Source organism: Caldimonas sp. KR1-144 (assembly GCF_049446155.1).
Lineage (GTDB): Bacteria > Pseudomonadota > Gammaproteobacteria > Burkholderiales > Burkholderiaceae_C > Rivibacter.
Genome location: NZ_JBMSEE010000005.1, coordinates 40,190 through 66,854 on the forward strand (window position 1 = coordinate 40,190; position 26,665 = coordinate 66,854).

Annotated in this window: 31 protein-coding genes; 19 read left to right on the forward strand and 12 right to left on the reverse strand. The window is 71.7% G+C overall.

Going from position 1 to position 26,665, the window contains the following annotated elements; all coding sequences use genetic code 11:
* Positions 1-45: 45 nt before the first annotated feature.
* Complete coding sequence (gene ssuE / locus ACO2TI_RS12920) at positions 46-615, reverse strand: NADPH-dependent FMN reductase (RefSeq protein ID WP_423284816.1); 570 nt, start codon at positions 613-615, stop codon at positions 46-48.
* 116 nt (positions 616-731) lie between these two features.
* A complete protein-coding gene (gene speB / locus ACO2TI_RS12925; protein ID WP_423284817.1) occupies positions 732-1,655 on the reverse strand; it encodes an agmatinase in 924 nt (307 codons plus the stop codon).
* Positions 1,656-1,730: 75 nt separating this feature from the next.
* Here speB and ACO2TI_RS12930 point away from each other — a divergent pair, with 75 nt between their 5' ends.
* The 12 genes from ACO2TI_RS12930 to ACO2TI_RS12985 all read left to right on the forward strand — a co-directional run bounded on the left by ACO2TI_RS12930 (position 1,731) and on the right by ACO2TI_RS12985 (position 15,372).
* Positions 1,731-2,732, forward strand: coding sequence for a LysR family transcriptional regulator (locus ACO2TI_RS12930; protein WP_423284818.1), 1,002 nt, complete (start codon positions 1,731-1,733; stop codon positions 2,730-2,732).
* A gap of 133 nt (positions 2,733-2,865) precedes the next feature.
* The gene (locus tag ACO2TI_RS12935) at positions 2,866-4,491 is read left to right on the forward strand and encodes a methyl-accepting chemotaxis protein (RefSeq protein ID WP_423284820.1); all 1,626 of its coding nucleotides are present in this window, start codon (positions 2,866-2,868) and stop codon (positions 4,489-4,491) included.
* Positions 4,492-4,517: 26 nt separating this feature from the next.
* Positions 4,518-4,991, forward strand: coding sequence for a chemotaxis protein CheW (locus tag ACO2TI_RS12940; RefSeq protein WP_423284821.1), 474 nt, complete (start codon positions 4,518-4,520; stop codon positions 4,989-4,991).
* On the forward strand, positions 4,976-6,235 hold the full coding sequence (locus tag ACO2TI_RS12945) for a CheR family methyltransferase (protein ID WP_423284822.1): 1,260 nt from the start codon (positions 4,976-4,978) through the stop codon (positions 6,233-6,235). Before ACO2TI_RS12940 ends, ACO2TI_RS12945 begins: the two co-directional genes overlap by 16 nt.
* Positions 6,232-6,930 carry a chemotaxis protein CheW gene (locus tag ACO2TI_RS12950; protein ID WP_423284823.1) on the forward strand — a complete coding sequence of 233 codons (699 nt, stop codon included), beginning with the start codon at positions 6,232-6,234 and terminating at the stop codon, positions 6,928-6,930. The genes ACO2TI_RS12945 and ACO2TI_RS12950 overlap by 4 nt, the downstream gene beginning before the upstream one ends.
* Positions 6,931-6,940: 10 nt before the next feature.
* A complete protein-coding gene (locus ACO2TI_RS12955; protein ID WP_423284824.1) occupies positions 6,941-9,166 on the forward strand; it encodes a hybrid sensor histidine kinase/response regulator in 2,226 nt (741 codons plus the stop codon).
* On the forward strand, positions 9,163-10,197 hold the full coding sequence (locus ACO2TI_RS12960; protein WP_423284826.1) for a chemotaxis response regulator protein-glutamate methylesterase: 1,035 nt from the start codon (positions 9,163-9,165) through the stop codon (positions 10,195-10,197). Before ACO2TI_RS12955 ends, ACO2TI_RS12960 begins: the two co-directional genes overlap by 4 nt.
* Positions 10,190-11,227 (forward strand): diguanylate cyclase, encoded by a 1,038-nt coding sequence (locus ACO2TI_RS12965; RefSeq protein ID WP_423284828.1) that lies wholly within the window; start codon positions 10,190-10,192, stop codon positions 11,225-11,227. Before ACO2TI_RS12960 ends, ACO2TI_RS12965 begins: the two co-directional genes overlap by 8 nt.
* A 45-nt stretch (positions 11,228-11,272) precedes the next feature.
* Positions 11,273-12,268, forward strand: coding sequence for a helix-turn-helix transcriptional regulator (locus ACO2TI_RS12970; protein WP_423284829.1), 996 nt, complete (start codon positions 11,273-11,275; stop codon positions 12,266-12,268).
* Between the two features lie 100 nt (positions 12,269-12,368).
* Positions 12,369-13,133 carry a hemerythrin domain-containing protein gene (locus tag ACO2TI_RS12975; RefSeq protein WP_423284831.1) on the forward strand — a complete coding sequence of 255 codons (765 nt, stop codon included), beginning with the start codon at positions 12,369-12,371 and terminating at the stop codon, positions 13,131-13,133.
* Positions 13,130-14,266 carry a hypothetical protein gene (locus ACO2TI_RS12980; RefSeq protein ID WP_423284833.1) on the forward strand — a complete coding sequence of 379 codons (1,137 nt, stop codon included), beginning with the start codon at positions 13,130-13,132 and terminating at the stop codon, positions 14,264-14,266. Before ACO2TI_RS12975 ends, ACO2TI_RS12980 begins: the two co-directional genes overlap by 4 nt.
* A 32-nt stretch (positions 14,267-14,298) precedes the next feature.
* Positions 14,299-15,372, forward strand: a complete 1,074-nt coding sequence (locus tag ACO2TI_RS12985; protein ID WP_423284835.1) for an AI-2E family transporter — start codon at positions 14,299-14,301, stop codon at positions 15,370-15,372.
* A gap of 13 nt (positions 15,373-15,385) precedes the next feature.
* On the opposite strand, the gene ACO2TI_RS12990 is transcribed toward ACO2TI_RS12985, so the two are convergent.
* The 6 genes from ACO2TI_RS12990 to ACO2TI_RS13015 all read right to left on the reverse strand — a co-directional run bounded on the left by ACO2TI_RS12990 (position 15,386) and on the right by ACO2TI_RS13015 (position 19,705).
* Positions 15,386-16,132, reverse strand: a complete 747-nt coding sequence (locus ACO2TI_RS12990) for a S1 family peptidase (RefSeq protein ID WP_423284837.1) — start codon at positions 16,130-16,132, stop codon at positions 15,386-15,388.
* 55 nt (positions 16,133-16,187) lie between these two features.
* Positions 16,188-17,447 carry a cation:proton antiporter gene (locus ACO2TI_RS12995; RefSeq protein ID WP_423284838.1) on the reverse strand — a complete coding sequence of 420 codons (1,260 nt, stop codon included), beginning with the start codon at positions 17,445-17,447 and terminating at the stop codon, positions 16,188-16,190.
* 106 nt (positions 17,448-17,553) lie between these two features.
* Positions 17,554-17,727, reverse strand: coding sequence for a hypothetical protein (locus ACO2TI_RS13000; protein ID WP_423284839.1), 174 nt, complete (start codon positions 17,725-17,727; stop codon positions 17,554-17,556).
* A gap of 182 nt (positions 17,728-17,909) precedes the next feature.
* On the reverse strand, positions 17,910-18,068 hold the full coding sequence (locus ACO2TI_RS13005) for a DUF3309 family protein (RefSeq protein ID WP_423284841.1): 159 nt from the start codon (positions 18,066-18,068) through the stop codon (positions 17,910-17,912).
* Positions 18,069-18,284: 216 nt separating this feature from the next.
* Positions 18,285-18,977: a Crp/Fnr family transcriptional regulator gene (locus tag ACO2TI_RS13010; protein ID WP_423284843.1), complete on the reverse strand. Its 693-nt coding sequence runs from the start codon at positions 18,975-18,977 to the stop codon at positions 18,285-18,287.
* Between the two features lie 8 nt (positions 18,978-18,985).
* Positions 18,986-19,705, reverse strand: a complete 720-nt coding sequence (locus ACO2TI_RS13015) for a Crp/Fnr family transcriptional regulator (protein WP_423284846.1) — start codon at positions 19,703-19,705, stop codon at positions 18,986-18,988.
* Positions 19,706-19,927: 222 nt separating this feature from the next.
* Between ACO2TI_RS13015 and ACO2TI_RS13020 the strand changes: the two genes are divergently transcribed.
* From ACO2TI_RS13020 to ACO2TI_RS13045, 6 genes are all read left to right on the forward strand, one after another.
* Positions 19,928-20,512, forward strand: a complete 585-nt coding sequence (locus ACO2TI_RS13020) for a sterol desaturase family protein (protein ID WP_423284849.1) — start codon at positions 19,928-19,930, stop codon at positions 20,510-20,512.
* Entirely contained in the window at positions 20,509-20,754 is a 246-nt protein-coding gene (locus tag ACO2TI_RS13025) for a hypothetical protein (RefSeq protein ID WP_423284852.1), read from the forward strand. The genes ACO2TI_RS13020 and ACO2TI_RS13025 overlap by 4 nt, the downstream gene beginning before the upstream one ends.
* 147 nt (positions 20,755-20,901) lie before the next feature.
* Positions 20,902-21,474, forward strand: a complete 573-nt coding sequence (locus ACO2TI_RS13030) for a ferritin-like domain-containing protein (RefSeq protein ID WP_423284854.1) — start codon at positions 20,902-20,904, stop codon at positions 21,472-21,474.
* Between the two features lie 58 nt (positions 21,475-21,532).
* Complete coding sequence (locus ACO2TI_RS13035; RefSeq protein WP_423284855.1) at positions 21,533-21,847, forward strand: BON domain-containing protein; 315 nt, start codon at positions 21,533-21,535, stop codon at positions 21,845-21,847.
* 154 nt (positions 21,848-22,001) lie between these two features.
* Positions 22,002-22,478, forward strand: a complete 477-nt coding sequence (locus ACO2TI_RS13040) for a hypothetical protein (protein WP_423284856.1) — start codon at positions 22,002-22,004, stop codon at positions 22,476-22,478.
* A 19-nt stretch (positions 22,479-22,497) separates the two neighbouring features.
* Positions 22,498-22,812 carry a BON domain-containing protein gene (locus ACO2TI_RS13045; protein WP_423284857.1) on the forward strand — a complete coding sequence of 105 codons (315 nt, stop codon included), beginning with the start codon at positions 22,498-22,500 and terminating at the stop codon, positions 22,810-22,812.
* Between the two features lie 31 nt (positions 22,813-22,843).
* On the opposite strand, the gene ACO2TI_RS13050 is transcribed toward ACO2TI_RS13045, so the two are convergent.
* The 4 genes from ACO2TI_RS13050 to ACO2TI_RS13065 all read right to left on the reverse strand — a co-directional run bounded on the left by ACO2TI_RS13050 (position 22,844) and on the right by ACO2TI_RS13065 (position 24,713).
* Complete coding sequence (locus tag ACO2TI_RS13050; RefSeq protein ID WP_423284858.1) at positions 22,844-23,149, reverse strand: hypothetical protein; 306 nt, start codon at positions 23,147-23,149, stop codon at positions 22,844-22,846.
* A 42-nt stretch (positions 23,150-23,191) separates the two neighbouring features.
* Entirely contained in the window at positions 23,192-23,461 is a 270-nt protein-coding gene (locus ACO2TI_RS13055; protein WP_423284859.1) for a hypothetical protein, read from the reverse strand.
* A 177-nt stretch (positions 23,462-23,638) separates the two neighbouring features.
* Complete coding sequence (ssb, locus tag ACO2TI_RS13060; RefSeq protein WP_423284860.1) at positions 23,639-24,127, reverse strand: single-stranded DNA-binding protein; 489 nt, start codon at positions 24,125-24,127, stop codon at positions 23,639-23,641.
* A 91-nt stretch (positions 24,128-24,218) separates the two neighbouring features.
* Positions 24,219-24,713, reverse strand: coding sequence for a cupin domain-containing protein (locus ACO2TI_RS13065; protein WP_423284861.1), 495 nt, complete (start codon positions 24,711-24,713; stop codon positions 24,219-24,221).
* A 60-nt stretch (positions 24,714-24,773) separates the two neighbouring features.
* Between ACO2TI_RS13065 and recQ the strand changes: the two genes are divergently transcribed.
* Entirely contained in the window at positions 24,774-26,663 is a 1,890-nt protein-coding gene (recQ, locus tag ACO2TI_RS13070; protein ID WP_423284863.1) for a DNA helicase RecQ, read from the forward strand.
* The last annotated feature ends 2 nt before the right edge of the window (positions 26,664-26,665 follow it).

A 26,665-nucleotide genomic window follows, 5' to 3' on the forward strand; every position in this document is an offset into this window, starting at 1 on the left:
GGAGGAGGAGACAAACGAAACCGGTGCTTCGCGCGGCGCTTGCGTTCAGTGCGTGGCCGCGAGCAGCGCATCCGATGCGATGCGATGCGATGGACATCGCTGCTCGATGGCCTGCGCGGCGCGCAGCAGTCGCGCATGGATGTCGGCATCGACGCGAAAGCCCTCGCCGTCGCGCGGCAGCTGCGCATCGGTGGCGTAGACCGCATCGAGGATGTCGCGCGCACCCAGGGCCCCGAGCACGGGCTTGAGCGCGTAGTCGATCGCCAGCAGGTGGGCCGCACTGCCGCCGGTGGCCAGCGGCAGCACGGTCTTGCCGCGCAAGCCTTCGGGCGGCAGCAGGTCGAGGAAGGTCTTCAGCAGGCCGCTGTAGGCCGCCTTGTAGATCGGCGTCGCGACGACGACGACGCGCGCCGCCTCGACGGTCGCCGCGGCCCGCTGCAGCAGCGCGTCGCTCGTGTCGGCCGCCAGCAGCGCCGCGGCGGGCAGTTCGCGCAGCCGCAGCCAGCCCACGTCATGGCGCGGCAGCAGGCCGGCGACGGCGCGGGCCAGGGCCTGCGAGCGCGACGCGGCCGAGGGGCTGCCGACGACGATGACGATGCGATGCGGGTCCGACACACGAATCTCCCTGAGCGATGGACCGCACGATAGGAGCGCGCCGCGCGCAGGCCAACGAAGGCTTGCGCGCATCGGTATCGGATGGGCGCATAAGCGCCGGAACGCCCGCCGGCGCGTCAGGCACAGCGCGCGAGCCGCCCGGCGAGATAGGTCCACACGAACGTCGCCGCCGCATTCGACGTGAGCTCGGCGTGGTCATAAGCCGGCGCGACCTCCACGCAGTCCATGCCGACGAAGGGCAGGTCGACCAGCTCCTCGAGGATCGTCAGCACCTGGCTGCTGGTCATGCCGCCCGGCTCGGGCGTGCCGGTGCCGGGCGCGAAGGCGGGGTCGAGGCAGTCGATGTCCAGGCTCAGGTAGATCGGCGGGTTTCCATGCGCGGCCTGGCGCGCGCGGATGTGCGCGCACAGTTCGGCCAGGCCTTGCGGGCCGTCGCGACCGCGCAGCTCGCGCGCGGTGAAGATGCGCCCGCCGCGGTCGTTGACGAACTCGCGCGCGGCGCGCTCGCCGGCCGAGCGGATGCCGATCTGCGTGAAGCAGGCATCGACCACCAGGCCCTCGTTCATCGCCTCGGCGACCCAGGTGCCGTGGCCGCTGGGTTCACCGAAATGGTCGCTCCAGGTGTCGCAGTGGGCGTCGAAGTGGATCACCGCGAGCGGGCGCCCGAGGCGCTCGCGGTAGCAGCGCAGCAGCGGCAGCGTGATCGAGTGGTCGCCGCCGAGCCAGACCATGTGGTGCTGGTCGAGCAGTGCGCGCACCTGCGCCGGCATCGCGGCGCGCATCGCTTCGAGGCTGGTGTTGGGCAAGGCGAGATCGCCACGATCGGCCAGCTGCTGCGCGGGCGAGACGTCGAACAGCGGGTGGATGCCGTCGCACAGCATGTGGCTGGCCTCGCGGATCGCGCGCGGCCCGAAGCGCGCGCCGGGGCGGTTGGTCACCGCGCCGTCCCAGCACAGGCCGGCAATGCCGAACGGGCGCCGCGTGTCGGCGGCGGGCACCTTGAGAAAGGTCGACGAGGAGAGGAAGGCGAACTGGGTCATGGGCTGCGGTGGGCGCGGGCTGGACATTCCCGCAAGGGCTCGGGAAGATCCTAGGCAAGCCCTGGCCCCACGAAAATGACCGCGACGACAAGTTCACTTGCGAACCCGAACCACCAGCGCTTCGGCGGCATCGCGCTCGCGCAGGCCGACGCGATCAGCGACGCCGACCTGCGGCTGCTGCGCGTGTTCTCGGTCGTGGTCGTCGCAGGCGGCTTCTCGGCCGCGACCGCCGAGCTGCAGACCGATCTCTCGGCGGTGAGCCGCCAGGTCAAGGAGCTCGAGGCGCGCGTCGGCGCCCGGCTGTGCAGCCGCGGGCGCGGCGGCTTCGCGCTGACGCCGGCCGGGCAGCAACTGTTCCAGTCCACGCAGTCGCTGTTCGCCGCGCTGAAGAGCTTTCGCGCCGACCTGCGCGGCCTGCAGCAGCAAGCCGGCATCGAGCTGCGGCTCGGCGTCGTCGACGCCTTGCTCACCGACCCGAGCATGCGCCTGGTGCGCGCGCTCGGCCACGGCATCGACACGCTGCCGGGACTGCGCATCCACCTGGCGGTGCTGCGGCCGATCGAGATCGAGCGCCAACTGCTGGCCGGCGAGCTCGACGCCGGCATCCTCGCCGCGCACATGCCGGCCGCGGGGCTGGAGCGGCTGCGACTGCATGCCGAGGCGAACAGCCTCTATTGCGCGCCGGGACATCCGTGCTTCGAGACGCCCGACGACGAGATCGACCCGGCCGACGTGCAAAGGCTCAACATCGTCGTCGATCCGTACACGGTCGATCTGCCGCTGCGCGGCATCGAGAGCAGTGCGTGGCAGCCGACGATGCGCGCCGACAGCCTCGAAGGCGTCGCGACGCTGGTGCGCACCGGCCGCTGCGCGGGCTTTCTGCCGGACCACTACGTCGAAGCGGTGGAACCGCTGTCGACGTTGCGGCGCATCCGCCCGGAGGTGTTCAGCTACACGCAGGACATCGAGCTGACGTATCGCAAGGGGGCGGCGAACGCCGCGGTGGACCTGCTGATCGAGCGCCTCGGCACCCAGCTGGCGGGCATGGATCGCGGCGATTGCGGGTCCTCTCGATAAGACATATAACAGCCGGCAAATCAGCGATCACACAGGGAGAGGCGGTCGCAAGACGACCCGATCGATGCCGCGCGGATGCGCTGCGTTCGCCCCTCTCGTGCCAGGTGTTTCCTTGCGCGTCAGGAGGCCGAGCATGAAGGGCTGGTCGATTCGTCACCGCATCGTCGCGAGCTTCGGCGCGCTGCTGCTGCTGATGCTGGCCATGGGTTACTTCGCCCATCTGCGCCTGTTGGAGATCGTGGCGGAAACCGAGCTCGCCGATCGCGACGCGATCAGCGGCCTGCATGCCAGCGCCGGCCTGCGCGGCATGTGGATGCGCGACCGGCTGCTGGCGCTGAAGCTGCTGGACGAAGCCGATCCCGAGCTGCGCCGGCAGCAGCAAAAGGTGCTGCAGGCGAGCCGTCAACAGCACCGGGTGCGGCTCGAGGCCTATGCGCAAACCATCCACACCGGCAAGGACCGCGAGCTGTTCGAGGCCCTCAAGGCCGCCGACACCCGCTTCGACACCCTGCTGGCCGAAGCGCTGGAGCTGTCGCAGGCCAAGCGGCGGGCCGAGGCTGCGGCTCTGCTGCACGGCGAGATGGCGCGCTCGAGCGATGTCCTCAACGATCGCCTGCAGGAGCTGATCGACTTCAACAGGCGCAATGCCGATGTGGCGATGACGGACATCCGCGACCACGTCGCGGCCACCGACCGCGCGATCGTCGTCGCACTGACGCTGGCCGCGCTGACCGCGGTGGTGGCGGGCTGGCTGCTGCTGCGCGCGATCAGCCAGCCGATGCAGCGCGTGCTGGGCGTGCTCGACACCATCCGCCAGGGCGACTTCACGCAGCGCATGCAGTTCGACCGGCGCGACGAGTTCGGCGTGCTGGCCAGCGGCTTTAACCGCATGTCCGACGAGCTGACAGGCCTGGTCGGGCAGGTCATGAAGTCGGGCCTGCAGGTCAACACCTCGGTCACCGAGATCGCCGCCACCGCGAAGCAGCAGCAGGCCACCGCCACCGAGATCGCCGCCACGACCACGCAGATCGGCGCCACGTCGAAGGAAATCTCGGCCACGTCGCGCGAGCTGGTGCGCACGGTGGGCGAGGTCTCGACGGTGGCCGACCAGTCGGCGGCGCTGGCCAGCAGCGGGCAGTCGAGCCTGGCGCACATGGAGTCGACGATGCGCGCGGTGATGGAGGCCTCGGCGTCGATCAACGCCAAGCTCACCGTGCTCAACGAGAAGGCCGGCAACATCGGCCAGGTGGTCACGACGATCACCAAGGTGGCCGACCAGACCAACCTGCTGTCGCTCAACGCGGCGATCGAGGCCGAGAAGGCCGGCGAGTTCGGCCGCGGCTTCGCGGTGGTGGCGACCGAGATCCGCCGCCTGGCGGACCAGACCGCGATCGCGAGCTACGACATCGAGCAGATGGTCAAGGAGATCCAGTCCGCCGTGTCGGCCAGCGTGATGGGCATGGACAAGTTCTCCGACGAGGTGCGCCGCGGCATGCAGGAGGTGCAGCACGTCAGCGACCAGCTCACGCAGATCATCCAGCAGGTGCAGGCGCTGGCGCCGCGCTTCGAGACCGTCAACGAGGGCATGCAGGCGCAGGCCGAGGGCGCCGAGCAGATCAGCCAGGCGCTGATGCAGCTCAGCGAGGCAGCGCGCCAGACGGTGGAATCGCTGCGCCAGTCCAACATCGCGATCGAGGACCTCAACGACGTTGCCAGCGGCCTGCGCGGCGGCGTCTCGCGCTTCAAGCTGCAGGCCTGACGAACACGACGCAGCACGGGCCGAACATGCTGTACATCGTGTTCCGGCTCGACGACGACCGCTACGCCTTGCCGGCGCAGCAGGTGGTCGAGGTGCTGCCGCTGCTGCGGCTCAAGCAGTGGCCGCAGGCGGCGCGCGGCGTCGCCGGCGTGTGCACCTGGCGCGGCCGGCCGGTGCCGGTGATCGACCTGAGCGCACTGAGCCTCGGCCGCAGCGCGCCGCGCTCGCTCGGCACGCGGCTGCTGCTGGTGCACTACCCCGCCGGGGACGGCGCGCCGCGCACGCTCGGCCTGATCGCCGAAGACGCGACCGACACCGCACGCGTCGAGCCGGGCGAGTTCGTCGCAGCCGGCCTGCGCAGCGACGGCGCGCCCTACCTCGGGCCCGTCGCCATGCGCGACGACGGCCTGCTGCAACGCGTCGATGTCGCACAGCTGCTGCCGCCGGCCCTGCGCGAGACGCTGTTCAGCGACGCGGAGGCCGCATGGGCAGCAGCCTGACGGTCGAGTTCGAGGCGCTGCTCAAGCGCAGCTTCGGCCTGGACGCCGCGTCGATCGGCTCGTCGGCGATCGAGCGCGCGGTGCGGCAGCGCGCGCAGCGCTGCGGCTTCGACGACCTCGGGCTCTACTGGCAGCACCTGCAAGGCGCGCCGGCGGAGCTGCAGGAGCTGATCGAAGCGGTCGTCGTGCCCGAGACCTGGTTCCTGCGCGATCGCGAGTCGTTCGCCGCGCTGGGCCAGATCGCCATCGAGCGCCAGCGCCGCGCCGGCGGCGTGCTGCGCCTGCTGAGCCTGCCGTGCTCGACCGGCGAGGAGCCCTACAGCATGGCGATCACGCTGCTGGAGGCCGGCGTGGCGGCTTCGCAGTTCACGATCGACGCGGTCGACATCAGCAGCCAATCGCTCGCGCAGGCGCGGCGCGCCGAGTACGGCCGCAACGCCTTTCGCGGCGGCGAGCTGGCGTTTCGCGAGCGCTACTTCAGCGCCGTCGGCGACGAGCGCTGGCGGCTCGACGACGCGGTGCGCCGCCCGGTGCGCTACCGCCAGGGCAACCTGCTCGACGCCGAACTGCTGCAAGGCGAGCCGCCCTACGACATCGTGTTCTGCCGCAACGTGCTGATCTATTTCGACCGCGCGACGCAGCAGCGCGCGCTGGCGGCGCTCGAGCGCCTGCTCGCGCCCGAGGGCGTGCTCTTCGTCGGCCCTTCGGAGACGGCCTTGCTGCTGCGCCACGAGTTCCAGTCGCTGAAGCTGCCGCTGGCCTTCGCGTTCCGCCGCGCGAGTGCGCCCGCCGTGGCGGCCGCGCACGTGGCCGTCGCGCGCAAGAAGGCAGCGCCGCCGCCCGCGCCGCCGCGACGCGCAGCGCCCGCACCGCGCCCGGCGCCGGCGAGCCGCCCGTCGGCGCCGCCGCCGCCCGCCAAGCCCGACGCGCTGGCCGAAGCCACGCGGCTCGCCGACTCGGGCCAACTCGACGAAGCCAAGCGCCTGTGCAGCGAGGTGTTGCGCACGCAACCGGCCAGCGCCGACGCGCAGCATCTGCTCGGCCTGATCCACGACGCGCAAGGCGACGCCGCGCGCGCTGCCGACTGCTACCGCAAGGCGCTGTACCTCGACCCCAAGCACCAGGAAGCCTTGCTGCACCTGGCCTTCCTGCTCGAGAAACGGGGTGAGCTCGGCGCGGCGCAGCGGCTGCAGCAGCGCGCCGGCCGGCTGCAGCCGCCGCGCAAGCCGAGGGCCGCTTCATGAGCCGCGCGGCTCTCGCACTCGACGACTGCTGGAACCGCATCGGCGTGCGCGGCGACCGCAGCTGCCCCGAGCTCGAGCGCCATGTCCACTGCCGCAACTGCCCGGTGCAGGCGCGCGCGGCCAAGCAGCTGCTGCAGCGCGCTGCGCCCGCCGGCTACCTCGACGAGGCCAGCGCGCACTACGCCAGCGCGCACGACACCAGCGCGCATCACGCCGGCGTGCCGCCGGACAGCGAGGCCGGCGAGCGCTCGGCGCTGGCGTTTCGCGTCGGCGCCGAATGGCTCGCGCTGTCGTGCACGCTGCTCGACGAGGTCACCGAGACGCGCGCGCCCCATGCGCTGCCGCACCGGCGCAGCGGCGCCTTGCTGGGGCTGGTCAACGTGCGCGGCGAGCTGCTGGCCTGCGTGTCGATCGCGCAGTTGCTGGACATCGGCGCGGGCGCCGCGCCGCCCTCGCAGCGCAGCGCCGCGGCGCGCCTGCTGGTTCTGCGGCACGAGCAGGGCCGCCTCGCCTGCCCGGTCGACGAGGTGCACGGCGTGCTGCGCTTCGATGCGCGCCGCCTGCAGCCGCCGCCGTCGACCGTGACGCGCGCCGCGGCGCGCTACACGCAGGCGCTGCTGCCCTGGGAGCAGCGCACGGTCGGCATCCTCGACGAGCCCCTGCTGTTGCATTCGCTCGGCCGCAGCCTGGCATGAAGGTGCAGCGATGACCGACCTGAGCCAGATGTCGATGCTCGACCTGTTCCGGCTGGAGGTCGGCAACCAGGCGCAGGCACTCACCAAGGGCCTGCTCGCGCTCGAGCGCGACCCGGCCGCGGCCGACGCGCTGCAGTCCTGCATGCGCGCGGCCCATTCGCTCAAGGGCGCGGCACGCATCGTCGGGCTCGACAGCGGCGTCGGCATCGCGCATGCGATGGAGGAGCTGCTGGTCGCCGCGCAGCGGCAGCGCATGCCGCTGGGCCGCGCGCGCATCGACGGCCTGCTGCGCGGCGTCGACCTGCTCGAGCGCATGGCCCGGCTGCCGGAGGTCGAGCTGGCCGCCTGGGCCAACGCCGAACACGCGTCGGCGCTCGACTACCAGCGCGAGCTGCAGGAACTGCCGGCGCATGACGGCAAGGACGACGATGCGCAGCCGGCCGCCCCGCGCAGCGCGGTGGCCGCCGCCGAGCGGGGCGAGCTCGGCGACCGCGTGCTGCGGCTGACCGCCGAGAACGTCGAGCGCCTGCTCGGCCTGGCCAGCGAGTCGCTGGTCGAGTCGCGCGGGCTGAAGCCCTTTGCCGGCGGCATGCAGCGGCTCAAGCGGCTGCAGCTCGACGCCTGGCGCAGCGTCGACGCGCTTCGCCAGGCGCTCGGCCCGCACGCCGAGCCCGCCGCGCAGCAGGCCTTGTCCGCGCTGCAGGCCCAGCTGGCGCAGGCGCAGGAGCTGATGGCGCGGCAACTGCTCGATCTCGATCTGCTCGACCGGCGCGCTGGCGACCTTTCCCGGCGCCTGTACGACGAGGCCCTGGCCTGCCGCATGCGGCCTTTCGCCGATGGCGTGCAGGCCTTGCCGCGGCTGGTGCGCGACATCGCGCATTCGCTCGGCAAGCAGGCGCGGCTGGACATCGCCGGCGAGGCGACGGCGGTCGACCGCGACATGCTCGAGCGGCTCGAGGCGCCGCTGGGCCATCTGCTGCGCAATGCGGTCGACCACGGCATCGAGACGCCCGACGAGCGCCGGCGCGCCGGCAAGCCCGAGCAGGGCGTGGTGCGGCTGGAAGCGCGGCACGCGGGCGGCCTGCTGCAGGTGAGCGTGTCCGACGACGGCGCCGGCATCGACCTCGACGCGCTGCGCGCGGCCGTCGTCGCGCGCCGGCTCGCCGCCGCGGAGGTCGCCGCGCGGCTGTCGGACGCCGAGCTGCTGGAGTTCCTGTTCCTGCCCGGCTTCAGCCTGCGCGAGGCGGTGACGCAGATCTCCGGGCGCGGCGTCGGGCTCGACGTCGTGCAGGACATGGTGCGGCAGGTGCGCGGCAGCGTGCGCATCTCGTCGCAGCGCGGGCAGGGCACGCGCTTTTCGCTGCAGCTGCCGCTGACGCTGTCGGTCATCCGCGCGCTGCTGGTGCAGATCGGCGCCGAGGCCTATGCGTTTCCGCTCGGGCGCATCGTGCGCGCGCTGCGGCTGGCGCGCGCCGACATCGCGCAGCTCGAGGGCCGGCCGCACTTCGCGTTCGAGAACCGGCGCGTCGGCCTCGTCGCGGCGCACCAGGTGCTGGGCAGCGAAGCCGCGCCGCCGGCCGACGACGATCTCGCGGTGGTGGTGATCGGCGAGCACGGCGATGCCTACGGCCTGGTCGTCGACCGCTTCCTCGGCGAGCGCGAGCTGGTGGTGCAGCCGCTCGATCCGCGGCTCGGCAAGGTGCAAGACGTCAGCGCCGGCGCGCTGGCCGACGACGGCTCGGTGGTGCTGGTGCTCGACATCGACGACCTGCTGCGCTCGCTCGACAAGCTGGTCAGCGAAGGCCGCCTCGCCGGGCTGCGCGACGCGGCGGCCGGCGCCGAGGCGCTGCCGCGCAAGCGCGTGCTGGTGGTCGACGACTCGCTGACGGTGCGCGAGCTGCAGCGCAAGCTGCTCGAGGCGCGCGGCTTGCGGGTCGAGATCGCGGTCGACGGCATGGAGGGCTGGAACGCGGTGCGCACCGGCCACTTCGATCTGGTGATCACCGACATCGACATGCCGCGCCTCGACGGCATCGAACTGGTGAAGCTGATCCGCAACGACCCGCACCTGAAGGCGACGCCGGTGATGATCGTCTCCTACAAGGACCGCGAGAGCGACCGCCAGCGCGGCCTCGACGCCGGCGCCGACTACTACCTGACCAAGGGCAGCTTCCACGACGAGAGCCTGCTGCAGGCGGTGGCGGATCTCATCGGCGAAGAGGCGACGAACCCATGAGGATCGCGATCGTCAACGACATGCCGCTGGCGGTGGAAGCGCTGCGCCGCGTGCTCGCGCGGCGCGCCGACCACCAGCTGGCGTGGATCGCGCACGACGGGCGCGAGGCGGTCGAGCAGTGCGCGCGCGACACGCCGGACCTGGTGCTGATGGACCTCGAGATGCCGCAGTTGGACGGCGTCGAGGCGACGCGCCGCATCATGGCGCGCACGCCCTGCGCGATCCTCGTCGTCACCGGCGACGTCGGCGCGCGCGCCGCGCAGGTGTTCGAGGCCATGGGCGCGGGCGCGCTCGACGCCGTCGACACGCCCAGCCTCGCGCAGGGCCTGCACGGCGACGGCGCCGACTCGCTGCTGCGCAAGCTCGACGGGATCGACGCCCAGCTGCGCGGGCGCGGCCGCGCGCCCGCGGGCAGCGGCCCGCCGGCCGGTGCGGCGGCGGCGCAGCTGGTGGCGATCGGCGCGTCGGCGGGCGGTCCGGCGGCGCTGGCCACGCTGCTCGCCGGCCTGCCGATCACGTTTCCCGCGGCGCTGGTGATCGTGCAGCACGTCGACGCGCAGTTCGCGGCCGGCATGGCGCAGTGGCTCGGCCAGCACTGCCGGCTGCCGGTGCAGCTGGCGCGCGAAGGCGACGCGCCGCGCGCCGGCACCGTGCTGCTGGCCGGCACCAACGACCACCTGCTGCTGCGCAGCGCCAACCGGCTCGGCTACAGCGAGGAGCCGCGCGACGAGGCCTATCGGCCCTCGGTCGACGTGTTCTTCCACAGCGTGTGCCGGCACTGGCCCGGCCGCGCGATCGGCGTGCTGCTCACCGGCATGGGCCGCGACGGCGCGCAAGGCCTCAAGGCGCTGCGCGACCAGGGCCACTACACGATCGCGCAGGACCAGGCCAGCTCGACGGTGTTCGGCATGCCCAAGGCGGCGATCGCGCTCGGCGCGGCCTGCGCCGTGCTGCCGGTGCAGCAGATCGCCGCGAGGCTGGCCGAGCGGCTGGCCATCACGACAACTTCAAGGAGCGACGACCATGGCTGACCCGACCCCTGCGGAAAGCGACTTCGCGGTGCTGGTTCCCGAGTACGTCGCGATGGTGCTGCTGGTCGACGACCAGGCGATCATCGGCGAGGCGATCCGCCGCATGCTGGCGGGCAAGGTCGACATCGACTTCCACTACTGCGGCGATCCCGACGAGGCGCTGGTGTACGCCGACCGGCTCAAGCCGACGGTGATCCTGCAAGACCTGGTGCTGCCGGGCACCGACGGCCTGACGCTGGTGCGGCAGTACCGCGCGCATCCGACGACGCGCCACGTGCCGATCATCGTGCTGTCGACGCGCGAGGACCCGTCGGTCAAGCGAGACGCCTTCAAGGCCGGCGCCGACGACTACCTCGTCAAGCTGCCCGACGCGCTCGAGCTGATCGCGCGCATCCGCCATCACTCGCGCGCCTACCTGAACCAGCTGCAGCGCGACGAGGCCTACCGGGCGCTGCGCGAGAGCCAGCAGAAGCTGATGGAGACCAACCTCGAGCTTCAGCGCCTGAGCATGATGGACGGCCTGACCGGGCTGTCGAACCGGCGCCACTTCAATGCCTACCTCGAGGCCGAGTGGCTGCGCGCCGCCCGCGAGCAAGACCCGCTGTCGCTGCTGATGGTCGACATCGACGACTTCAAGGCCTACAACGACAACTACGGCCACCTCGCCGGCGACGAGGTGCTCAAGCGCGTGGCCGAGGTGATGCGCGCGCATGCCAAGCGCCCGGCCGACCTGGCGGCGCGCTTCGGCGGCGAGGAGTTCGCGATGATCCTGCCGCTGACGCCGGCCGAAGGCGCGCAGCAGCAGGCGCAGTCGCTGTGCGAGGCGATCGCGGCGCTGCAGCTGCCGCACCGGGGGGCGACGACCGGGCCGTTCGTGAGCGTGAGCATCGGCTGCGCGACCACCGTGCCGCGGCGCGCGGAGCTGTCGTCGTCGCTGATCGATTCGGCCGACTTCGCGCTGTACGACGCCAAGCACCGGGGCAAGAACCGCGTCTCGGTGCGCGACCGCGCCGCGTCCGGCGGCGCCTAAACTGCGCGACTTTCGACCCGCGGCCGCCGAGGAGGGGCCCAGCCGATGCTCGACGGAAGCGGACTGCGGCTGCACGGCCGCCTGCTCGGCCATGCCGACCTTGAACCTGCCCAGGCGCTGGTGCCGTCGTGGCTGCCGCTGCCGGCGCGCGTGCGCGCCTCGCTGCCGGCGATCTGGACGCGCCTGCTCGGCCAGCCCGGCTTCAATGCCGATGTCATCGAAGACCTGAACCGCCCGCCCGGCCAGCGCATCGTCGGCTTCGGTTCCTCGATCGCGCTCGACGACCGCTGGCGGCGGCGCCTCGCCGACGACCCGCCCGCCTGGGCGCCGGCGCTGATCTACGAGGAGCTGCTCGACGGCCGCTACGAGCCGCCCGCCGACAAGGCGCTCGCGCAGCTCAACGGCCGCGGCGAGGTGAGCTTCCTGGTGCTGCACTACGAGCAGACGCTGCAGGACCTGGCCAACCCGGACACGGTCGAGATGCTCGGCGTTGCGATGAGCCTGTTTCGCCAGACCCACGCCGGCTGGCGCCTGCAGCACCTCTACCAGGAGGGCCTGGGCGAGCAGGGCGCCTACCTGCAGAGCATGGGTTTCCGGCAGCGCACGCAGCGCGCGCAAGACGGCGTGCCCGAGCTCTACGGCCTGGCGCGCGACGAGGCCGCGCGGCTGTTGCCCGGCTCGCCGGTGCGCGACGCGTTCCAGTTCACGCCGCCGCGCTTTGGCTTCTCGCCGGCCGAGCGGCGGCTGCTGCGCCTGGCGGTCTCGCAGTGCAGCGACGAGGAGATCGGCGACGAACTCGGCATCTCCGCGCACAGCGTCAAGAAGCTGTGGCGCGCGGTGCACCAGCGCGCGCTCGACGCGATGCCGCACCTGTTCGACGAGGGCTCGCCCGCCGCGCCCGGCGCCGCCGAGGCCGGCACGCGCGGTCCGGAAAAGCGCCGCACGCTGCTGCAGTACCTGCGCCAGCACCCGGAGGAGCTGCGGCCCTACCCCGCCGCGCGCGCCACCGCCGAACCGCAGGCACTGGCCAGCGGCGCCTGAGGCCACCCCTCTTTTCGGGCCGTGCCCTTTTAGAGGTCTGTCGCGGCGCCGCGCCGGCCGCGACCATGCCGCCATCGAATCACACCGCTGGACGATGGCCATGCAACCCACCTCCCACACGCTCTCGGCCGACGAGGCCATGGCGCTGGCCTGCGCGAGCACGCGCGTGCAGCCCTACCGCTTCATCCACAAGGCGCTGCGCCTGATGTTCGCGCAGGCACAGCAGCGCGCCGGCGCCCTCGACGCGCTCGACGCCGCGGAACGCGCCGAGCTGGTCGACGAGCTCGACCGCCTGCTCGCCTTCTGCGCCGACCACCTCGCGCACGAGAACCGCTTCCTGCATGCGCCGCTGCGCGAGCGCGCGCCGCGCGCGGTGCTTGCCTTCGACGACGACCACGCCCAGCACACCGCCGCGATCGACGCGCTGCGCCTGCTGCTGCAGCGCGTGCGCGACGCCGCCCACGACACGAGCGCCGGCGCGCTGGCCTACGAGCTCTACCTGCGGCTGTCGCAGTTCATCGGCGAGAACCTGGCCCACATGGTCGAAGAGGAGACGACGATGACGCGCGCGCTGTGGTCGGCCTTCACCGACGACGAACTCAACTTCCACATCGGCCGGCTGCACGCCTCGCTGTCGCCCGACGAGCACGCCTTCGCGCTGCAGTGGATGGCGCGCGCGCTCAACGTCTCGGAGCTGGTCTTCCTGCTCGACGGCATGCGCGCTGCGATGCCGGCGCCGGCCTTCGCCGCGGCCGCCGGCCTGGTGCGCGGCGAGCTCGACGCCCGGCGCTGGGCCCGCGTGGCCGACGCGCTGCGCCTGGGCGTGGCCGGCGCGCCGTGGGACATCGCGCGGGGGGCGCGATGAGCGTGGCGAGCCGCTGCCGCCGCGCCGCGGCGGTGACCGCGATGGTGGCGCTCGGACCGCTCGGCCTGGCCGGCTCGGCCTGCGCCGCGATCGACTGCTGGATCGACGCCGAGCACCGCCAGACCGGCGACCAGCGGCCGGTGACCGATGCCGCGGTCGCGCCGATGCGCCGCGCGCTGCACGACATCAACGCGCTGCTGCACCGCCAGAGCGAGCTGCACGAGCTGCCGCGCACGCGCCTGCGCAGCAGCTGGCAGATCGGCGGCCAGTGGACGGCGCCGGCGCGCGCGGCCAACTTCCTGCTGCGCGACCACCGCGAGTCGATGTGGACCGCCGGGCGCTGCGACGTGATTGCCGGCGCCGACCGGCTCGAACCGCGCGCGACGGTGGTCGTGTCGGTCAACATGCCCGAGAGCTTCTTCGCGACCGCCGCGCCCGAGCTGGACGACGAGCAGCTGCGCGCCTGGCGCGAGGTGCCGGCCAGCGGCGAGCTGCACGGCCGCACGCTCTACGGCGGCCACATGCTGGTGTTCACCTCGAACGGGCGGCTGCCGTGGGTGCCGGTGACCACCGCCGAGTACCTCGACTTCATGCAGCGCCATCTCGAGCGCCGCCGGGCCGAGGCGCGCAGCGCCGAGGCGGCCGCGCAGCGCGCCGCCGAACCCGACGCGCAGGAAGCGATGCTGCAGCGCGTGGCCGAAGGCCTGCGCCGCACCGACCCGGCCAACGCCGAGCGGCTGATCGCCGAGATCCGCGCGCAGCATGCGGCGTCGGTGGCCGCCGCCAAGGCAGCCGACGCGAAGCGCCGCGCGCGAGCCGGCGTCGACGCCTCGCCGATGGATTCGATGCTCGCGCGCCTGCACGCCTTTCGCGCCGGACTCACGCCGGCCCAGCTGGCATCGCAGGCGCGGCTCGGCGTGGACGGGCTGCAGCCGGTCGAAGGCGCGATCGAGCGCTACCCGCTGCTCGTCAAGCCCGACCCGCAGTTCCCCTGGGACCGCGCGGCGCCGGCGCGAGCGCAGATGCTGATGGTCTCGCTGCGCGGCGGCGAGGCGTTCGAGCAGCCGATGCAGCGCGTGCTGCAGTCGCTCGACCTGGCGGGGCTCGAGGCGCTGGTACGGCCGCGTCAGTAGCCGCGCGGAACGCCGATTGCCGCTGACGGCGCGTGGGCGAGCGCGACAGCCATCACGCGGGTGCCGGCGATCTGCACGGCTTCGTGCAGCGGGCGCTGGTGGCGCTGGCGCTGGTCGCGCTGGCGCTGTTCCTGTGGCGCGTCCTCGACGTGCTGCTGCTGATCTTCGGCGCCAGCCTGGTGGCGCTGATGCTGCGCGCGCTGGCCGATCCGATCGCGCGGCGCACGCGCCTGCCGCAGACCGCGGCGCTGGCGATCGCAGTGGCCCTCGTGCTGGCGGCGATCGCGCTGGCCGGCTGGCTGTTCGGCTCGGAGACCGCGGCGCAGCTCAACGAGCTGCTGCAACGCCTGCCCGCCGCCTGGCACGCGCTGCGCGAACGGCTGGCGGCCAACGAGTTCGGCGCGATGGTGCTCGAGGGCGTGAGGGGCGCCAGCGCCAACCTGGGCGTCGTGGCGCTCAAGCTGACGCAGCTCACCGCCGCGGTCTCGACGGCCGTGATCGAGCTGCTGCTGGTGGCTTTCGGCGGCCTGTACCTGGCCGGCAACCCCGACATCTACCGCCGCGGCCTGCTCAAGCTGTTGCCGGCCGGCACGCGCCCGCGCGTGGCCGGCGCGCTCGACGCGAGCGCGCATGCGCTGCGGCTGTGGCTGCTGGGTCAGCTGGTCACGATGGCGGCGGTCGGCGCACTCACCGGGCTGGGGCTGTGGCTGGTGGGCCTGCCGGTGCCGCTGGCGCTGGGCCTGCTCGCCGGGCTGGCCGAGTTCATCCCCTACGTGGGGCCGATCCTCGCGGCGCTGCCGGGCCTGCTGATCGCGCTGTCGGTGGGGCCCGATGCCTTCTGGCAGGCCTTGCTGGTCTACCTGGTCGTGCAGCAGATCGAGAGCAATGCGATCGTGCCGCTGGTGGCGCGCCAGGTGCTCGCGCTGCCGCCGGCGCTGGCGATCTTCTCGGTCGTGGCCCTGGGCCTGGTGTTCGGCCCGCTCGGCCTGATCTTCGCGGCGCCGCTGTCGGTGCTGCTGGTGGTCTTCGTGGGCCGGCTGTACGTGCGCGAGACGCTGGGCGCGGCGGTCACGGTGCCCGGCGAGGACGCCGGCCGGGGCGGCTGACGCAAGCGACCGATCACGCCCGGTCCGCCGCCTTCGCGGGTTCGGTCAGCGTCATGAGGACGTCCGGATACCAGGTCGCGTTGAGGCCCAGCGACTCGTCGGCCGCCAGGTCCCGCCCGCCCATGTCGAAGCGCGAGGAGTGGATGCCCACGAGCATCCACGGCAGCGGCGAGCGCTGCGGCGCGCGCACGACCACGGGGGCGCCGCTGATGCCGCGATGGGTCCGCGCATCGGTGAGGAAACAGCCCTTGCCCTGGAAACGCCAGCCGTAGGGCGAAGCCACCGTTCCCTGCCTGACCACGGGGAAGTGATGCAGCGCGTCGTGAAAGCCCAGCGGAAAGCCGCAGATCAGCACGGGATCGCCGATCGAGACCTCGTCGCCCGGGCCGGGCAGGCTCTGCGGCGTGAAGGCGGCGAGCGTGACGGCCGCAGACAGCGCGTCGTGCTCGATCTCGAGCACCGCCACGTCGATCGGGCCTGCATCGTCCTGCCCCTGAATCCAGTTCGACCTGCCGTCGCGGTACAGCAGCATCGACAGCACGACCGACTCGGCGAGGTTCTGCGCGTTGGCGTGCAGTTCGAGTTCGAGCCGGTCCGGGTGGTGGCCGCTGCGCTCGTCGATGAAGACATGGCGGCTGCTGACGAGGTAGAGCTTGGGGCCGCGGCGAAAGAAGAACCCGCTGGCGCCCGTCAGCCCGCGCGCGCCGTCGAAGGTGCTGATGCGCACGGTGGCCAGCAGCAAGGGATCGATCGCGTTCATGGTGGGGCGCCCGGTGTGGTTCGATGCGTGGCCTGAGCGGTCCGGGGCGGTTCGCTCATGCAACTCGCGCGACCCGGCGGTAGCGTTGCATCAGCGGTTGCGACGTGATGCCGTGAACGACGATCGACGCGGCAACCGTCCACAAGGTCAGGGACAAGAGCAGCTCGGCAATGGGCATCGGCAGGCCTCGCGCCAGCGCGAACATGAGGTAGAACACCGATCCGATGCCGCGGATGCCGAACCACGCGATCATGCCTCGCTGCGGCGGGCTCAACGGCTCGCCGGCCAGCGCCACGACCACCGACAAGGGGCGCAGCACCAGCAGCACCAGCGGCACGAACCACCAGAGCGCGAAGACCGGCGGCGCGTAGGCCAGCATCGCCCCGACGAGCAGCACCAGCGCCATCTCGGCGAGGTTCTCGAGCTGCGTGTTGAACGCCTGCACGGAGTCGCGCATCTCGCTGGCGTGCTGCCGGTCATGCGCCGGCCGCTCGAGGGCGCGCTCGGGCGCCTCGCGCACGCGCTGCAAGGCCATGCCGGCGGCAAAGACGGCCAGGAAGCCCGACGCCAGGCTCACCTGAGCCAGGCCATAGGCCATGCCGACCAGGCCGAGCGAAAGAAACTCGTCGAGCCCGACGGCCTCGCCATGGCGGCTGCGCAGGTGAACCACGAGGCGACCCGTCGCCGCGCCGAGCAAGGCTCCGATCGCGATACCGCCGCCGGTCACCCACACGAGTTCGACGATCCACCGTTGCAGATCGGCGAACCCGAACGGCTGCGCGCCGAGCAGGGCGAGGCCGAGCAGGACGAAGGGGAACGCGGTGCCATCGTTGAGCCCGCCCTCGCCGGCGAGGCTGAACCCGAGCCGGTCCGGCACGGGCCCGGGCTCCGATCGCACGGCCGAAGCCAGGACCGGGTCGGTGGGCGCGAGGATCGCACCGAGCAGGACCGCCGCGCCCAGCGGCAGTGCCAGGCCCCAGACGCCGACGACGGCCAGCAGCGCGACCATCGCGGCCATCGCGACCAGGGCCAGCCGCACCGGCAGGCGCCAGCGCCGGTCACGCAGCGGCACGCCGAGCTGCATGCCCACCGAGAACAGCGAGATCAGCAGCGCCACTTCCGCCAGATGCTCGAGCAACACCGCGTGCTGCCGCGGGTCGGGGCGCAGGACATTGCCGACGTCAGGGCCCAGCAGCCAGCCGAGCAGCAGGTACACCATGGCGCCGCTGAGCGGCAGCCGCTCCAGCAGCGATCCCGTCAGCACCATGGCGACGAGAAGCGTGCCGACCAGCAGCGACCACTGCGCAATGCTCACGGACGGCCCGGCAGCAGCATCGTTTGCCGACGGCAGTCCTCACCCGCCGCCGCGAGGCTCGGCCGCGAAGCGCCTGGCGTCGGCGGCGCGTCGCGGCCGGTGCCCATCACCGCGCTGGCTTGCGAATGCGTGGAGCCCCCGGCTCGCGCGCCCCGCCAGGCATCTTCGGCGTCGAAGCCGCCACCTTGCCCGGCGGCGGTGAGCCCTCGGACGTGAAATCGGTTTGCTGCTGCGTGAGCGGCTTTTGTCTGCTCTTGGGCCAAGGTCCGGTGCGGATCATCTCGAGTACTCCTGGAGGCGGGTCAATGGCTGCGCGGTCGCGCCCCAGGAGGGCCTGGGTGCGGCAGCGGACCATTTGCCCCTGCCATGGCCCTTGTAGGCGAGGCCGGAATGCGCCGTCTGTGCGCTGGCGAACACGCCGCGTGCCGCCAGGCAGCGCACGCGCTTCGGCGCGGGGGCGATTCACAGGCGCCCGGTGAGCAGCATCACGACGAGGACCAGCAGCACGGCGCCGAGCACGCCGCTGGGCAGGTAGCCCCAGCTTCGGCTGTGCGGCCAGGTCGGCACGGCGCCGATCAACATCAGGATCAGAACGAGCAGAAGGATGGTGCCGAGTGTCATGGCGATCTCCACGGGCGGACAGGCAATGGACGCCAAGTCCCCGGGGTCGAGCCGCCGGCGCCGCCGGGACGTGCGGGGTCGATGCGACGCGGCATCGATCACGCACCCTTGGCATCTCGCAGCTTGCGCCGTCGGCCGGCGTCTGGCGGTGCGCCAGCGCACCAAGCGCGAACGGCGAGAACGCCGGGCGCGAGCCGGCGGCAGCGCCCTGCCGGCTCAGGTCAGCAACTGGGCATAGATGCGCAGGTCGGCGCCGTAGCAGCTGCAGGCGGCCGCCTCGAGCCCGGTGCGGTCCAGTACCGTCACCTCGCCGCGGTGGTACGAGATCAGCCCGCGCCTTTGCAGCAGCCCGGCCGCCTGGGTGATGCCCACGCGCCGCACGCCCAGCATGAAGGCGAGGAACTCGTGCGTCACGCGAAAGCGGTCGGCATGCGCGCGATCCTGGCTCATCAGGAGCCAGCGCGCCAGCCGCGGCCCGATGCCGTGGAAGCGCAGACAGGCCGCCGAGGTCGTCAACTGGGCCATCAGCACATAGATGTAGCGGTTCAGGTCGCGCTGCAGCGCGGCGCTGCGCTCGAGCTCGCTGCGAAAGGCGCGGCTGCCAATGCGCCATGCCAGGCCCGCGCCCTGCACCAATGCGTGCACGGGCACCATCGGCACGCCCAGCGCCAGCTGCGCCCCCAGCATGCCCTCGCGGCCCACCAGGCCGACTTCGAGGCCGGACTGTCCACCGGAACGCGTCAGCAGCGAGATGAAACCGTCGACCGGAAAGTAGACGTAGCGCGTCGGCGCACCGGGCTCGCCGAGCACCTGGGCCAGCTCCAGCTGGACCGGCCGGCACAGCGCCAGCAAGTGCAGCCGATCGCCGCGCGGCAAGCGCTCGATGAGGTGGTTCTCGGCAGTGCTCACGCGAAGACCTAGGTTGCCGTTCGATCCGGCAGCAGGCGGTCGTATTCCTTCTTCACGACGGCGTAGCACTCGCAGGCCCGAGCCTCGAGGCCGGTGCGGTCGAGCACCGAGATGTGGCCGCGCGCGTAGCGGATCAGCCCGAGCTTGGCGAGCTTGAGGGCTCCTTCGGTGACGCCTTCGCGGCGCACGCCGAGCATGTTGGCGATCAGCTCCTGCGTCATCACGAGTTCGTTGCCCTGCAGGCGGTCCAGGCTCAGCAGCAGCCAGCGACACAGCTGCTGGTCGAGAGAGTGGTGGCGATTGCAGACCGCCGTCTGCGCCATCTGCGTGATCAGCGCCTGCGTGTAGCGCAGCAGCAGGTGCAGCACCGGGCCGCCGCGGTTCACCTCCTCCTTGACCATCTGCGCCGGCAGCCGCAGCCCCGTCCCCGCGCTTTGCACCACGGCCCGGCTGGGCGTGGTCTCGCCGCCCATGAACAAGGCGATGCCCACCAACCCCTCGTTGCCGACGACGGCAATCTCGGCCGAGGCGCCGTCTTCCATCACATACAGCAGCGAGACGATGGCCGTGGTCGGGAAGTAGACGTGGCTCATCTTGCCGCCCGACTCGTACAGCACCTGGCCCAGCGGCATGTCGACCGGCTCGAGCAGCGATCGCCAGCGCTGCCTCTCGGGCTCAGGAAGGGCCGCCAGGAGGTGGTTCCTGCGCTGTTCGATATCGAGTGGCATCAAGGCGCTCCGGGTGTCGACGGCGTGGCCGCAAGGGGCCAGCGGGGGCGGCCGCCCCCGGCGTCAGGCTCATCTGTCCAATATAGGCCGCCGCGGCAGCGTTCATGGTTCGCTAGCGCACAGACCAGGACCGGCGGCGCGACTACGTTGGCCGTTCGCCGCGTGACCCGTCGATACGCGAGGTCACCGGCACGCACATGCGATACGGCTGCAGGACATCCCGTGAAACAGTTCAGATCCCATCGGGGCCATGGCGCGATCCGCGCCAGCTTCGCTGCCTACGGCATGGTCCTCGCCGCGATGGCGGCGTGGGGCTTGGCTCGCAGCCCGAGCGATCGCTGGCTGGAACTGGCGCTGCTGGCCCTGTTGGGTCTGGCAGGCTGGACGTTCGTCGAGTACGTGCTTCACCGCTTCGTGCTCCATGGCCTGCGGCCGTTGCGCGACTGGCACACGGTGCACCACCTGCGACCGACGGTCCCGGTCGGCACACCGCCGGTGCTGGGCGTGGCCCTGATCGCCACGCTCGTCATCCTGCCGGCGCTGCTGCTCGTCGATGCATGGCGCGCGGGGGCCCTGGCGCTGGGCCTGACCAGCGGCTACCTCGTCTACTCGATCACGCATCACGCCATCCACCACGGGCACGCCCGCTTCGCCTGGCTCGATCGGCGCCGCGCCTTGCACGCGCTGCACCACCACATGCGCCGGCCGGGCTGCTTCGGCGTGACCACCTCGTTCTGGGACGAGGCCTTGCACAGCGTCACGCTGCGCGCGCCCGGGCGCGCGGCAAGACATCGGAGTTCAACATGAACGCGTCGAGAACATCCTCGTCTGACGAGTCCTTCGCTTCGCACCGCGACGCGGCCGACACCTCGCCGCAAGAGACGCTGGCACTGTCAGAGCATCTCGACCCCTGCGAGGCACCCGTGCGCGGCCCGGCCGCCTGGCATGGAGCGGCGCAGGCCGCAAGCCGGCTCGTCGCCGCATATCCGGTCACCGTGGCCTTCACGGTGGCGGCGATGCTCGGCGGCATCGCCGTGCTGCAGCGTTAGGGCCGCGGGCGGGCTCGGCGCGGCCAGTCGGTGCCGGCTTGTGTCCGCCAGCGCACCGACACGCGCGCCAAAGTGCCGCACCGTGCGTGCAGAGCATCGGATGCCGCGAAGCGCGGGCTCCCGATGCAACCCAAGAAGGAGCCTTCGATGGCGGGTGATATCAGGTACACGAATGTCTGGCCGCTCCCCGCGGCCGACCCGGAAGCACTGCAGCTGGATCTGCCGGCCATCGAGGCCACGCGGCACAGCCTCGCGCGCGGCGCGATCACGCTGCACGACAGCCCCATGCGGACGAGCATCGTCCGGCTGCTCAACGACGCGCTGGCCACGGAGCTGGTGTGCATGCTGCGCTACAAGCGCCACCACTTCACCGCCCATGGCCTGGCATCGCCCAAGATCGCCGACGAGTTCCTCATCCACGCGCGCGACGAGTCGCGCCACGCGGACCGCCTGGCGCAGCGCATCACGCAGCTCGGCGGCGAGCCCGATTTCTCGCCCGAGACGCTGAGCAGGCGCAGCCACGCAGACTACGACGACGCCCTGGGCCTCGAGGAGATGATCTGGGCCGACCTGGTCGCCGAGCGTGTCGCGATCGAGTGCTACAGCCAGCTCATCACGCTGATCGGCGAGCGCGACCCCACGACGCGACGCCTGATCGAAGACATCCTTGCCGACGAACAGCAGCACGCCAACGAACTCAAGGACTGGCTGACCGGCTGAGGCCCGGCATGCCCGCACCGCGTCACCCGACGCCCTCACCGTTAACCAGGATCACATCATGAACACTCGCATCACACTCGCTGCCGGCGCCGTCGCGCTGGCCCTGTTCACCGCCACCGGATGCGCCGTCACGCGCGGCCAGGAGACCGTCGGCGCCTACATCGACGACTCGGCGATCACCACCGCGGTCAAGGGCCGCTTCGTCGACAGCAAGCTCGTCGATGCTTCGGCGATCAGCGTGGAGACGCTCAACGGCTCGGTCATGCTGTCAGGCTTCGCCAAGAACACCACCGAACGGAACACGGCGGAAAGCCTGGCCCGGAAGGTGGATGGCGTGAAGTCGGTGAAGAACCAGATCGCCGTTCGGCCGTGACCGCGGCGATCCGGCACGAAACTGGCCCCACGGTGCGACAGCGCACAGACAGCGCGCGCCTGGTGTCGCAAGGTGGGGTCTCGCCCGCTCGTACGCATCGCTTCTTCGGCATTCGGCGCGCATCGAGAACGCTCACTCGCCACGGAGGCCGACCATGACCAGGACCCACAGGAGGAAGTCGCAAGACGTCTTCTTCGACCAGCTCGATCGCACGCCAGACGATGCTGCGCTTCGCCAGGATCGCGAACGCGTGATGGACGAGCTGGCGATCCGGCAAGACGGTACGACCTATCTCTACAACGGCTACCGGTACGGCCGCCTCGGCGATGCCGTCGACTACGCGCGGCTGATCCGCTCGCGCGAACCCGCCGGCGGCGAACTCGAGATGCCGGTGGGGCCCTTCAGCTCCATCCATGCGCCCCAGGGTCCGTCCGACGAGGAACGCGTCCTGATGAGTTCGCTGACGATCTTCTACGTGCAGGGGCAGTACCGGTTCGAGAACTACCGCTACGACCGCCTGGACGATGCCGTCTCGTACGCGCGACTGGCTCAGCGACGAGCGACGCAGGAACCACCGATCAAGAGCCGCCTGGGCGGCATCCTGTTTCGACCTGCGCGGCTCGACCAGTGAAACGGCGAGGAGGCCAGCCATGCGCCCCCGTCGCACCCTGACGGCGCTGGGCAGTGCGCTCGCCCTGCTGGCGAGCAGCGCCTGCGCAGCCCCTCGTATCGACGAACCCACCGGCCCATGCTTCGACGATGCCGCGATCACCACCGCGGTCAGGAGCCGCTTCATCGACAACAAGATCGTCGACTCGGCCACGATCTCCGTCGAAACCATGTACGGCACCGTCATGCTGTCCGGTGTGGCCAGGAGCCCGCTCGAACGGTCGACGGCCGAAGCGTTGAGCTGGCAGGTGAGGGGCGTGAAGTCCGTCAGGAACGACATCAGCCTTCGCCGCTGACGGCGATCTCGATGTCCTGGCGCCGGGCCGGTCAGCGCTTGGCTGGAGCGCGCCCCCGCAGTCGCACCGAGCGAAGGCGCTGCGCCATGCCGAAGGAGCGCCACAGGGCCAGGGCTTGCAGGCCCTGCCAGACGATCACCGCGCCGACCCACAGCCCAATGCCGTACCACAGGTAGCCGGCGTAGACCAGCGCCGCGCCCAGCATGGCGACGATCACGATGCCCCATCGAAGCACGCGCGCCCAGCGAAGGGCTCGGCCCGAGCTGGCGTCAAACAGGCTGCGCCGCACGGCTGCACGCCGCCTGGCCGCGCGCAAGGCGTCGACGGCGGCTCGCACGGACCGGTCTCGCGAGGTCGGTGGCGGCGTCGGGTTCATCGATCACGTCACCCAGCGCGGCGGCGGGCAGATGTCCGCCGGCCGCAGGATGATCGGTTCGCGTGCACCCCCGCGGGACTTGAGTCTCACCGCGGCATGAAGCGCCGCCACGTGCGCCGAGTAGGTCTCGAGTGCCACGTCGTCCATGCGGTCGGGCCGATAGCGGTAGTGCAGCGTTTCCTTGCTGATCATGGCGCCGACCGGCACCTGGTCCACATCGACCCAGAACCTGACGGTCCCGGAGGCGAGGTCGAAGAAGGCTGAAGGGGTCATGGGCAGCTCGGCAAGGGGTCGGGCGAGCGGTGCGCTCGCAGGTGCCACTGTCGTGCCGGGCCGCCTGCGCGTCTGTGCGGTGGCGAACATCCCGTCAGCCGAAGCCAGCAACAAGAAGCCCCCCAAGGCCTGTGCAGCCTTGGGGGGCGGGTGCTTGAATCGTGCGGCCGGGGACGGTCAAAACGGAATGTCGTCGTCCATGTCGTCGAAGCTCGACGCCGGCTTGGACGCCGGAGCCTGGCGCGGCGCCGGAGCGCGCGCGGCCGGGCGGCTTGCACCACCGCCGCTGCTCTCGCGGCTGAAGCCGCCGTCGTCGCCGCCGCCCATGCCTTCGCGGCTGCCCAGCAGCTGCATCTGCTCGGCCACGACTTCGGTCGTGTAGGTGTCCTTGCCGTCCTTGTCCTGCCACTTGCGGGTCTTCAGGCGGCCTTCCACATAGACCGGGCGGCCCTTCTTCAGGTATTCGCCGGCGATCTCGGCCAGGCGGTCGCGGAAGACCACGCGGTGCCATTCGGTCTCTTCCTGCATCTCGCCGGAGTCGCGGGCCTTCCAGCGCCGCGTGGTGGCGATCGTGACGTTGCAGATCGAGCCGCCGTCGGGGAAGGAGCGCATCTCGGGGTCGCGACCGAGGTTGCCGATGAGGATGACTTTGTTGACCGAGGCCATGGCGCAGGCGCTCCAGAAAGAGGCGGTTCGAAGAAAAACCCAGGGGGAGGCGGCCGATTATGCCGCCGGGGGTCCGGCCGGCCAGCCCGGCTCAAGGTTCGCCGTCCCAGTAGTCCACGTTGATGCCGGGCCGGTTGAGCAGGTCGACGCCCGGCGCCCACGCCATGACCTTGCCGGAGTCCGGGTACTCGCAGATCTCCGGCTTCTCCTTGGTGCTGATCGACAGGTACTTCAGCGGCGCCTCGGAGGTGTTGATGATGTGGTGCGGGTAGTCCTTGCCGGGCGGGATGAAGATCACGTCGCCGGCGCGGATCGGAACCATCTCGCCGGCCACGCGCAGCGTGCCCTCGCCCTCGATCACGATGAACATCTCCTCTTGCGCATGGTGCAGGTGGTAGGGGCAGGAACGCTTGCCGGGCGGCACCACGTCGATCGCGGCGCCGAGCTTGCGCGCCGCGGTGCCGTCGGAGAGGCCGCCGCAGCGCGAGTCGTAGAGCGGGTCGCGCAGCTGGCGCTCGAGCGGCACGTCGTTGAAGTTGCGCACCAGCAGCGCGCGCAGGCGCTCGGCTTCGGGCGTCGTCGTCATCGGTTGCTCCACGAGGTTGGGCAAGAACGGGGGATCAGGGCAAGGATCTTGCCCGGTACGATGCCGCCCGTGACTCCGCCCGTGCCCGCCTCCTCGCTCGCCCCCACCGACCCGCGCCACGTCCTGCAGACCGTGTTCGGCTACGCCGCCTTCCGCGGCGCGCAGGAAGACATCGTCGACCACGTCAACGCCGGCGGCGACGCCCTGGTGCTGATGCCCACCGGCGGCGGCAAGAGCCTGTGCTACCAGGTGCCGGCGATTGCGCGGCATCGCGCGGGCAAGGGCGTGACCATCGTCGTGAGCCCGCTGATCGCGCTGATGCACGACCAGGTGGGCGCGCTCGAAGAACTGGGCGTTCACGCCGCGTTCCTGAACTCGACGCTCGAGTTCGCCGACGTGCAGCGCATCGAGCGCGAGATGACCTCGGGCCGCCTGGTGATGCTCTACGTCGCGCCCGAGCGGCTCACCACGCCGCGCATGCTGGCGCAGCTCGACTCGCTCAACGAGCGCGGCCTCTTGAGCCTGTTTGCGATCGACGAGGCGCATTGCGTCAGCCAGTGGGGCCATGATTTCCGCGAGGACTACCTGGCCCTTTCGGTGCTGCACGAGCGCTATGCCCACGTGCCGCGCATCGCGCTCACCGCCACGGCGGATTCGCACACGCGCGCCGACATCCTCGAGCGCCTGGACCTCGGCGACGCACGCGTCTTCATCGCCAGCTTCGACCGGCCCAACATCCGCTACCGCATCGTCGAGAAGGACGAGCCGCGCCGCCAGCTGCTGCGCTTCGTGCGCGACGAGCACGAGGGCGAGGCCGGCGTCGTCTACTGCGCGACGCGCAAGAAGGTCGAGGAGACCGCGGCCTGGCTGGTGGCAGAGGGCATCGACGCGCTGCCCTACCACGCCGGCCTCGAAGCCGCGCTGCGCCAGAAGCACCAGGACCGCTTCCTGCGCGAAGACGGCATCGTGATGGTCGCGACCGTGGCCTTCGGCATGGGCATCGACAAGCCCGACGTGCGCTTCGTCGCGCACCTGGACCTGCCCAAGAACATCGAGGGCTACTACCAGGAGACCGGCCGCGCCGGTCGCGACGGCGAGCCGGCGGAGGCCTGGATGGCCTACGGCCTCGCCGACGTGGTCAACAACCGCCGCCAGATCGACGAATCGCCGGCCGGCGAGGAGTTCAAGCGCGTGCAGCGCGGCAAGCTCGACGCGCTGCTGGCGCTGGCCGAGGCCACCGACTGCCGGCGCGTGCGGCTGCTGGGCTACTTCGGCGAAGCTTCACATCCTTGCGGCAACTGCGACAACTGCCTCGACCCGCCCGCCACCTGGGACGGCACCGAGGCCGCGCGCAAGCTGCTGTCTTGCATCTACCGCTTCGCGCAGCACGGCCGCGGCCCGCGCGCCTTCGGCGCCGGGCACCTGATTGACGTGCTGCGCGGCAAGAAGACCGACAAGGTCGCGCAGTACGGCCACGACGCGCTGTCGACCTTCGGCATCGGCGCCGAGCTGTCCGAGACGCAGTGGCGCGCGGTGCTGCGCCAGCTCGTCGCGCTGGGCCACGTGGTCGCCGAGGGCGAATACAACACGCTGGCGCTGACCGACGGCGCGCGCGCGGTGCTCAAGGGCGGCGTCGAGATCCGGCTGCGCGAGCAGCACGAGACGCCGCGCCGCGCCAAGACCGCACGCGCCAAGGCGGGCCGCGAAGCGCCGGCCGACCTCGATGCCGCCGCGCAGGCGCGCTTCGCGGCGCTCAAGGCCTGGCGCACCGAGGTCGCGCGCGAGCACAACCTGCCGTCCTACATCGTGTTCAGCAACGCGACGCTGGCCGAGATGGCGCGGCTCGCGCCCGACACGCTGGCCGCGCTCGGCGAGGTCAGCGGCGTCGGCGCGAAGAAGCTCGAGGCCTACGGTCGCGAGATCCTGCGCGTGCTCGAGGCGGCCGCCTGAGC

Coding starts and splice junctions, on each gene's coding strand:
- speB (WP_423284817.1), bottom strand. CDS start 1,655: ATGACCCAGTTCGCCTTCCTCTCCTCGTCGACCTTTCTCAAGGTGCCC.
- ACO2TI_RS12930 (WP_423284818.1), top strand. CDS start 1,731: ATGACCGCGACGACAAGTTCACTTGCGAACCCGAACCACCAGCGCTTC.
- ACO2TI_RS12935 (WP_423284820.1), top strand. CDS start 2,866: ATGAAGGGCTGGTCGATTCGTCACCGCATCGTCGCGAGCTTCGGCGCG.
- ACO2TI_RS12940 (WP_423284821.1), top strand. CDS start 4,518: ATGCTGTACATCGTGTTCCGGCTCGACGACGACCGCTACGCCTTGCCG.
- ACO2TI_RS12945 (WP_423284822.1), top strand. CDS start 4,976: ATGGGCAGCAGCCTGACGGTCGAGTTCGAGGCGCTGCTCAAGCGCAGC.
- ACO2TI_RS12950 (WP_423284823.1), top strand. CDS start 6,232: ATGAGCCGCGCGGCTCTCGCACTCGACGACTGCTGGAACCGCATCGGC.
- ACO2TI_RS12955 (WP_423284824.1), top strand. CDS start 6,941: ATGACCGACCTGAGCCAGATGTCGATGCTCGACCTGTTCCGGCTGGAG.
- ACO2TI_RS12960 (WP_423284826.1), top strand. CDS start 9,163: ATGAGGATCGCGATCGTCAACGACATGCCGCTGGCGGTGGAAGCGCTG.
- ACO2TI_RS12965 (WP_423284828.1), top strand. CDS start 10,190: ATGGCTGACCCGACCCCTGCGGAAAGCGACTTCGCGGTGCTGGTTCCC.
- ACO2TI_RS12970 (WP_423284829.1), top strand. CDS start 11,273: ATGCTCGACGGAAGCGGACTGCGGCTGCACGGCCGCCTGCTCGGCCAT.
- ACO2TI_RS12975 (WP_423284831.1), top strand. CDS start 12,369: ATGCAACCCACCTCCCACACGCTCTCGGCCGACGAGGCCATGGCGCTG.
- ACO2TI_RS12980 (WP_423284833.1), top strand. CDS start 13,130: ATGAGCGTGGCGAGCCGCTGCCGCCGCGCCGCGGCGGTGACCGCGATG.
- ACO2TI_RS12990 (WP_423284837.1), bottom strand. CDS start 16,132: ATGAACGCGATCGATCCCTTGCTGCTGGCCACCGTGCGCATCAGCACC.
- ACO2TI_RS13000 (WP_423284839.1), bottom strand. CDS start 17,727: ATGATCCGCACCGGACCTTGGCCCAAGAGCAGACAAAAGCCGCTCACG.
- ACO2TI_RS13005 (WP_423284841.1), bottom strand. CDS start 18,068: ATGACACTCGGCACCATCCTTCTGCTCGTTCTGATCCTGATGTTGATC.
- ACO2TI_RS13015 (WP_423284846.1), bottom strand. CDS start 19,705: ATGCCACTCGATATCGAACAGCGCAGGAACCACCTCCTGGCGGCCCTT.
- ACO2TI_RS13025 (WP_423284852.1), top strand. CDS start 20,509: ATGAACGCGTCGAGAACATCCTCGTCTGACGAGTCCTTCGCTTCGCAC.
- ACO2TI_RS13030 (WP_423284854.1), top strand. CDS start 20,902: ATGGCGGGTGATATCAGGTACACGAATGTCTGGCCGCTCCCCGCGGCC.
- ACO2TI_RS13035 (WP_423284855.1), top strand. CDS start 21,533: ATGAACACTCGCATCACACTCGCTGCCGGCGCCGTCGCGCTGGCCCTG.
- ACO2TI_RS13040 (WP_423284856.1), top strand. CDS start 22,002: ATGACCAGGACCCACAGGAGGAAGTCGCAAGACGTCTTCTTCGACCAG.
- ACO2TI_RS13045 (WP_423284857.1), top strand. CDS start 22,498: ATGCGCCCCCGTCGCACCCTGACGGCGCTGGGCAGTGCGCTCGCCCTG.
- ACO2TI_RS13055 (WP_423284859.1), bottom strand. CDS start 23,461: ATGACCCCTTCAGCCTTCTTCGACCTCGCCTCCGGGACCGTCAGGTTC.
- ssb (WP_423284860.1), bottom strand. CDS start 24,127: ATGGCCTCGGTCAACAAAGTCATCCTCATCGGCAACCTCGGTCGCGAC.
- ACO2TI_RS13065 (WP_423284861.1), bottom strand. CDS start 24,713: ATGACGACGACGCCCGAAGCCGAGCGCCTGCGCGCGCTGCTGGTGCGC.
- recQ (WP_423284863.1), top strand. CDS start 24,774: ATGCCGCCCGTGACTCCGCCCGTGCCCGCCTCCTCGCTCGCCCCCACC.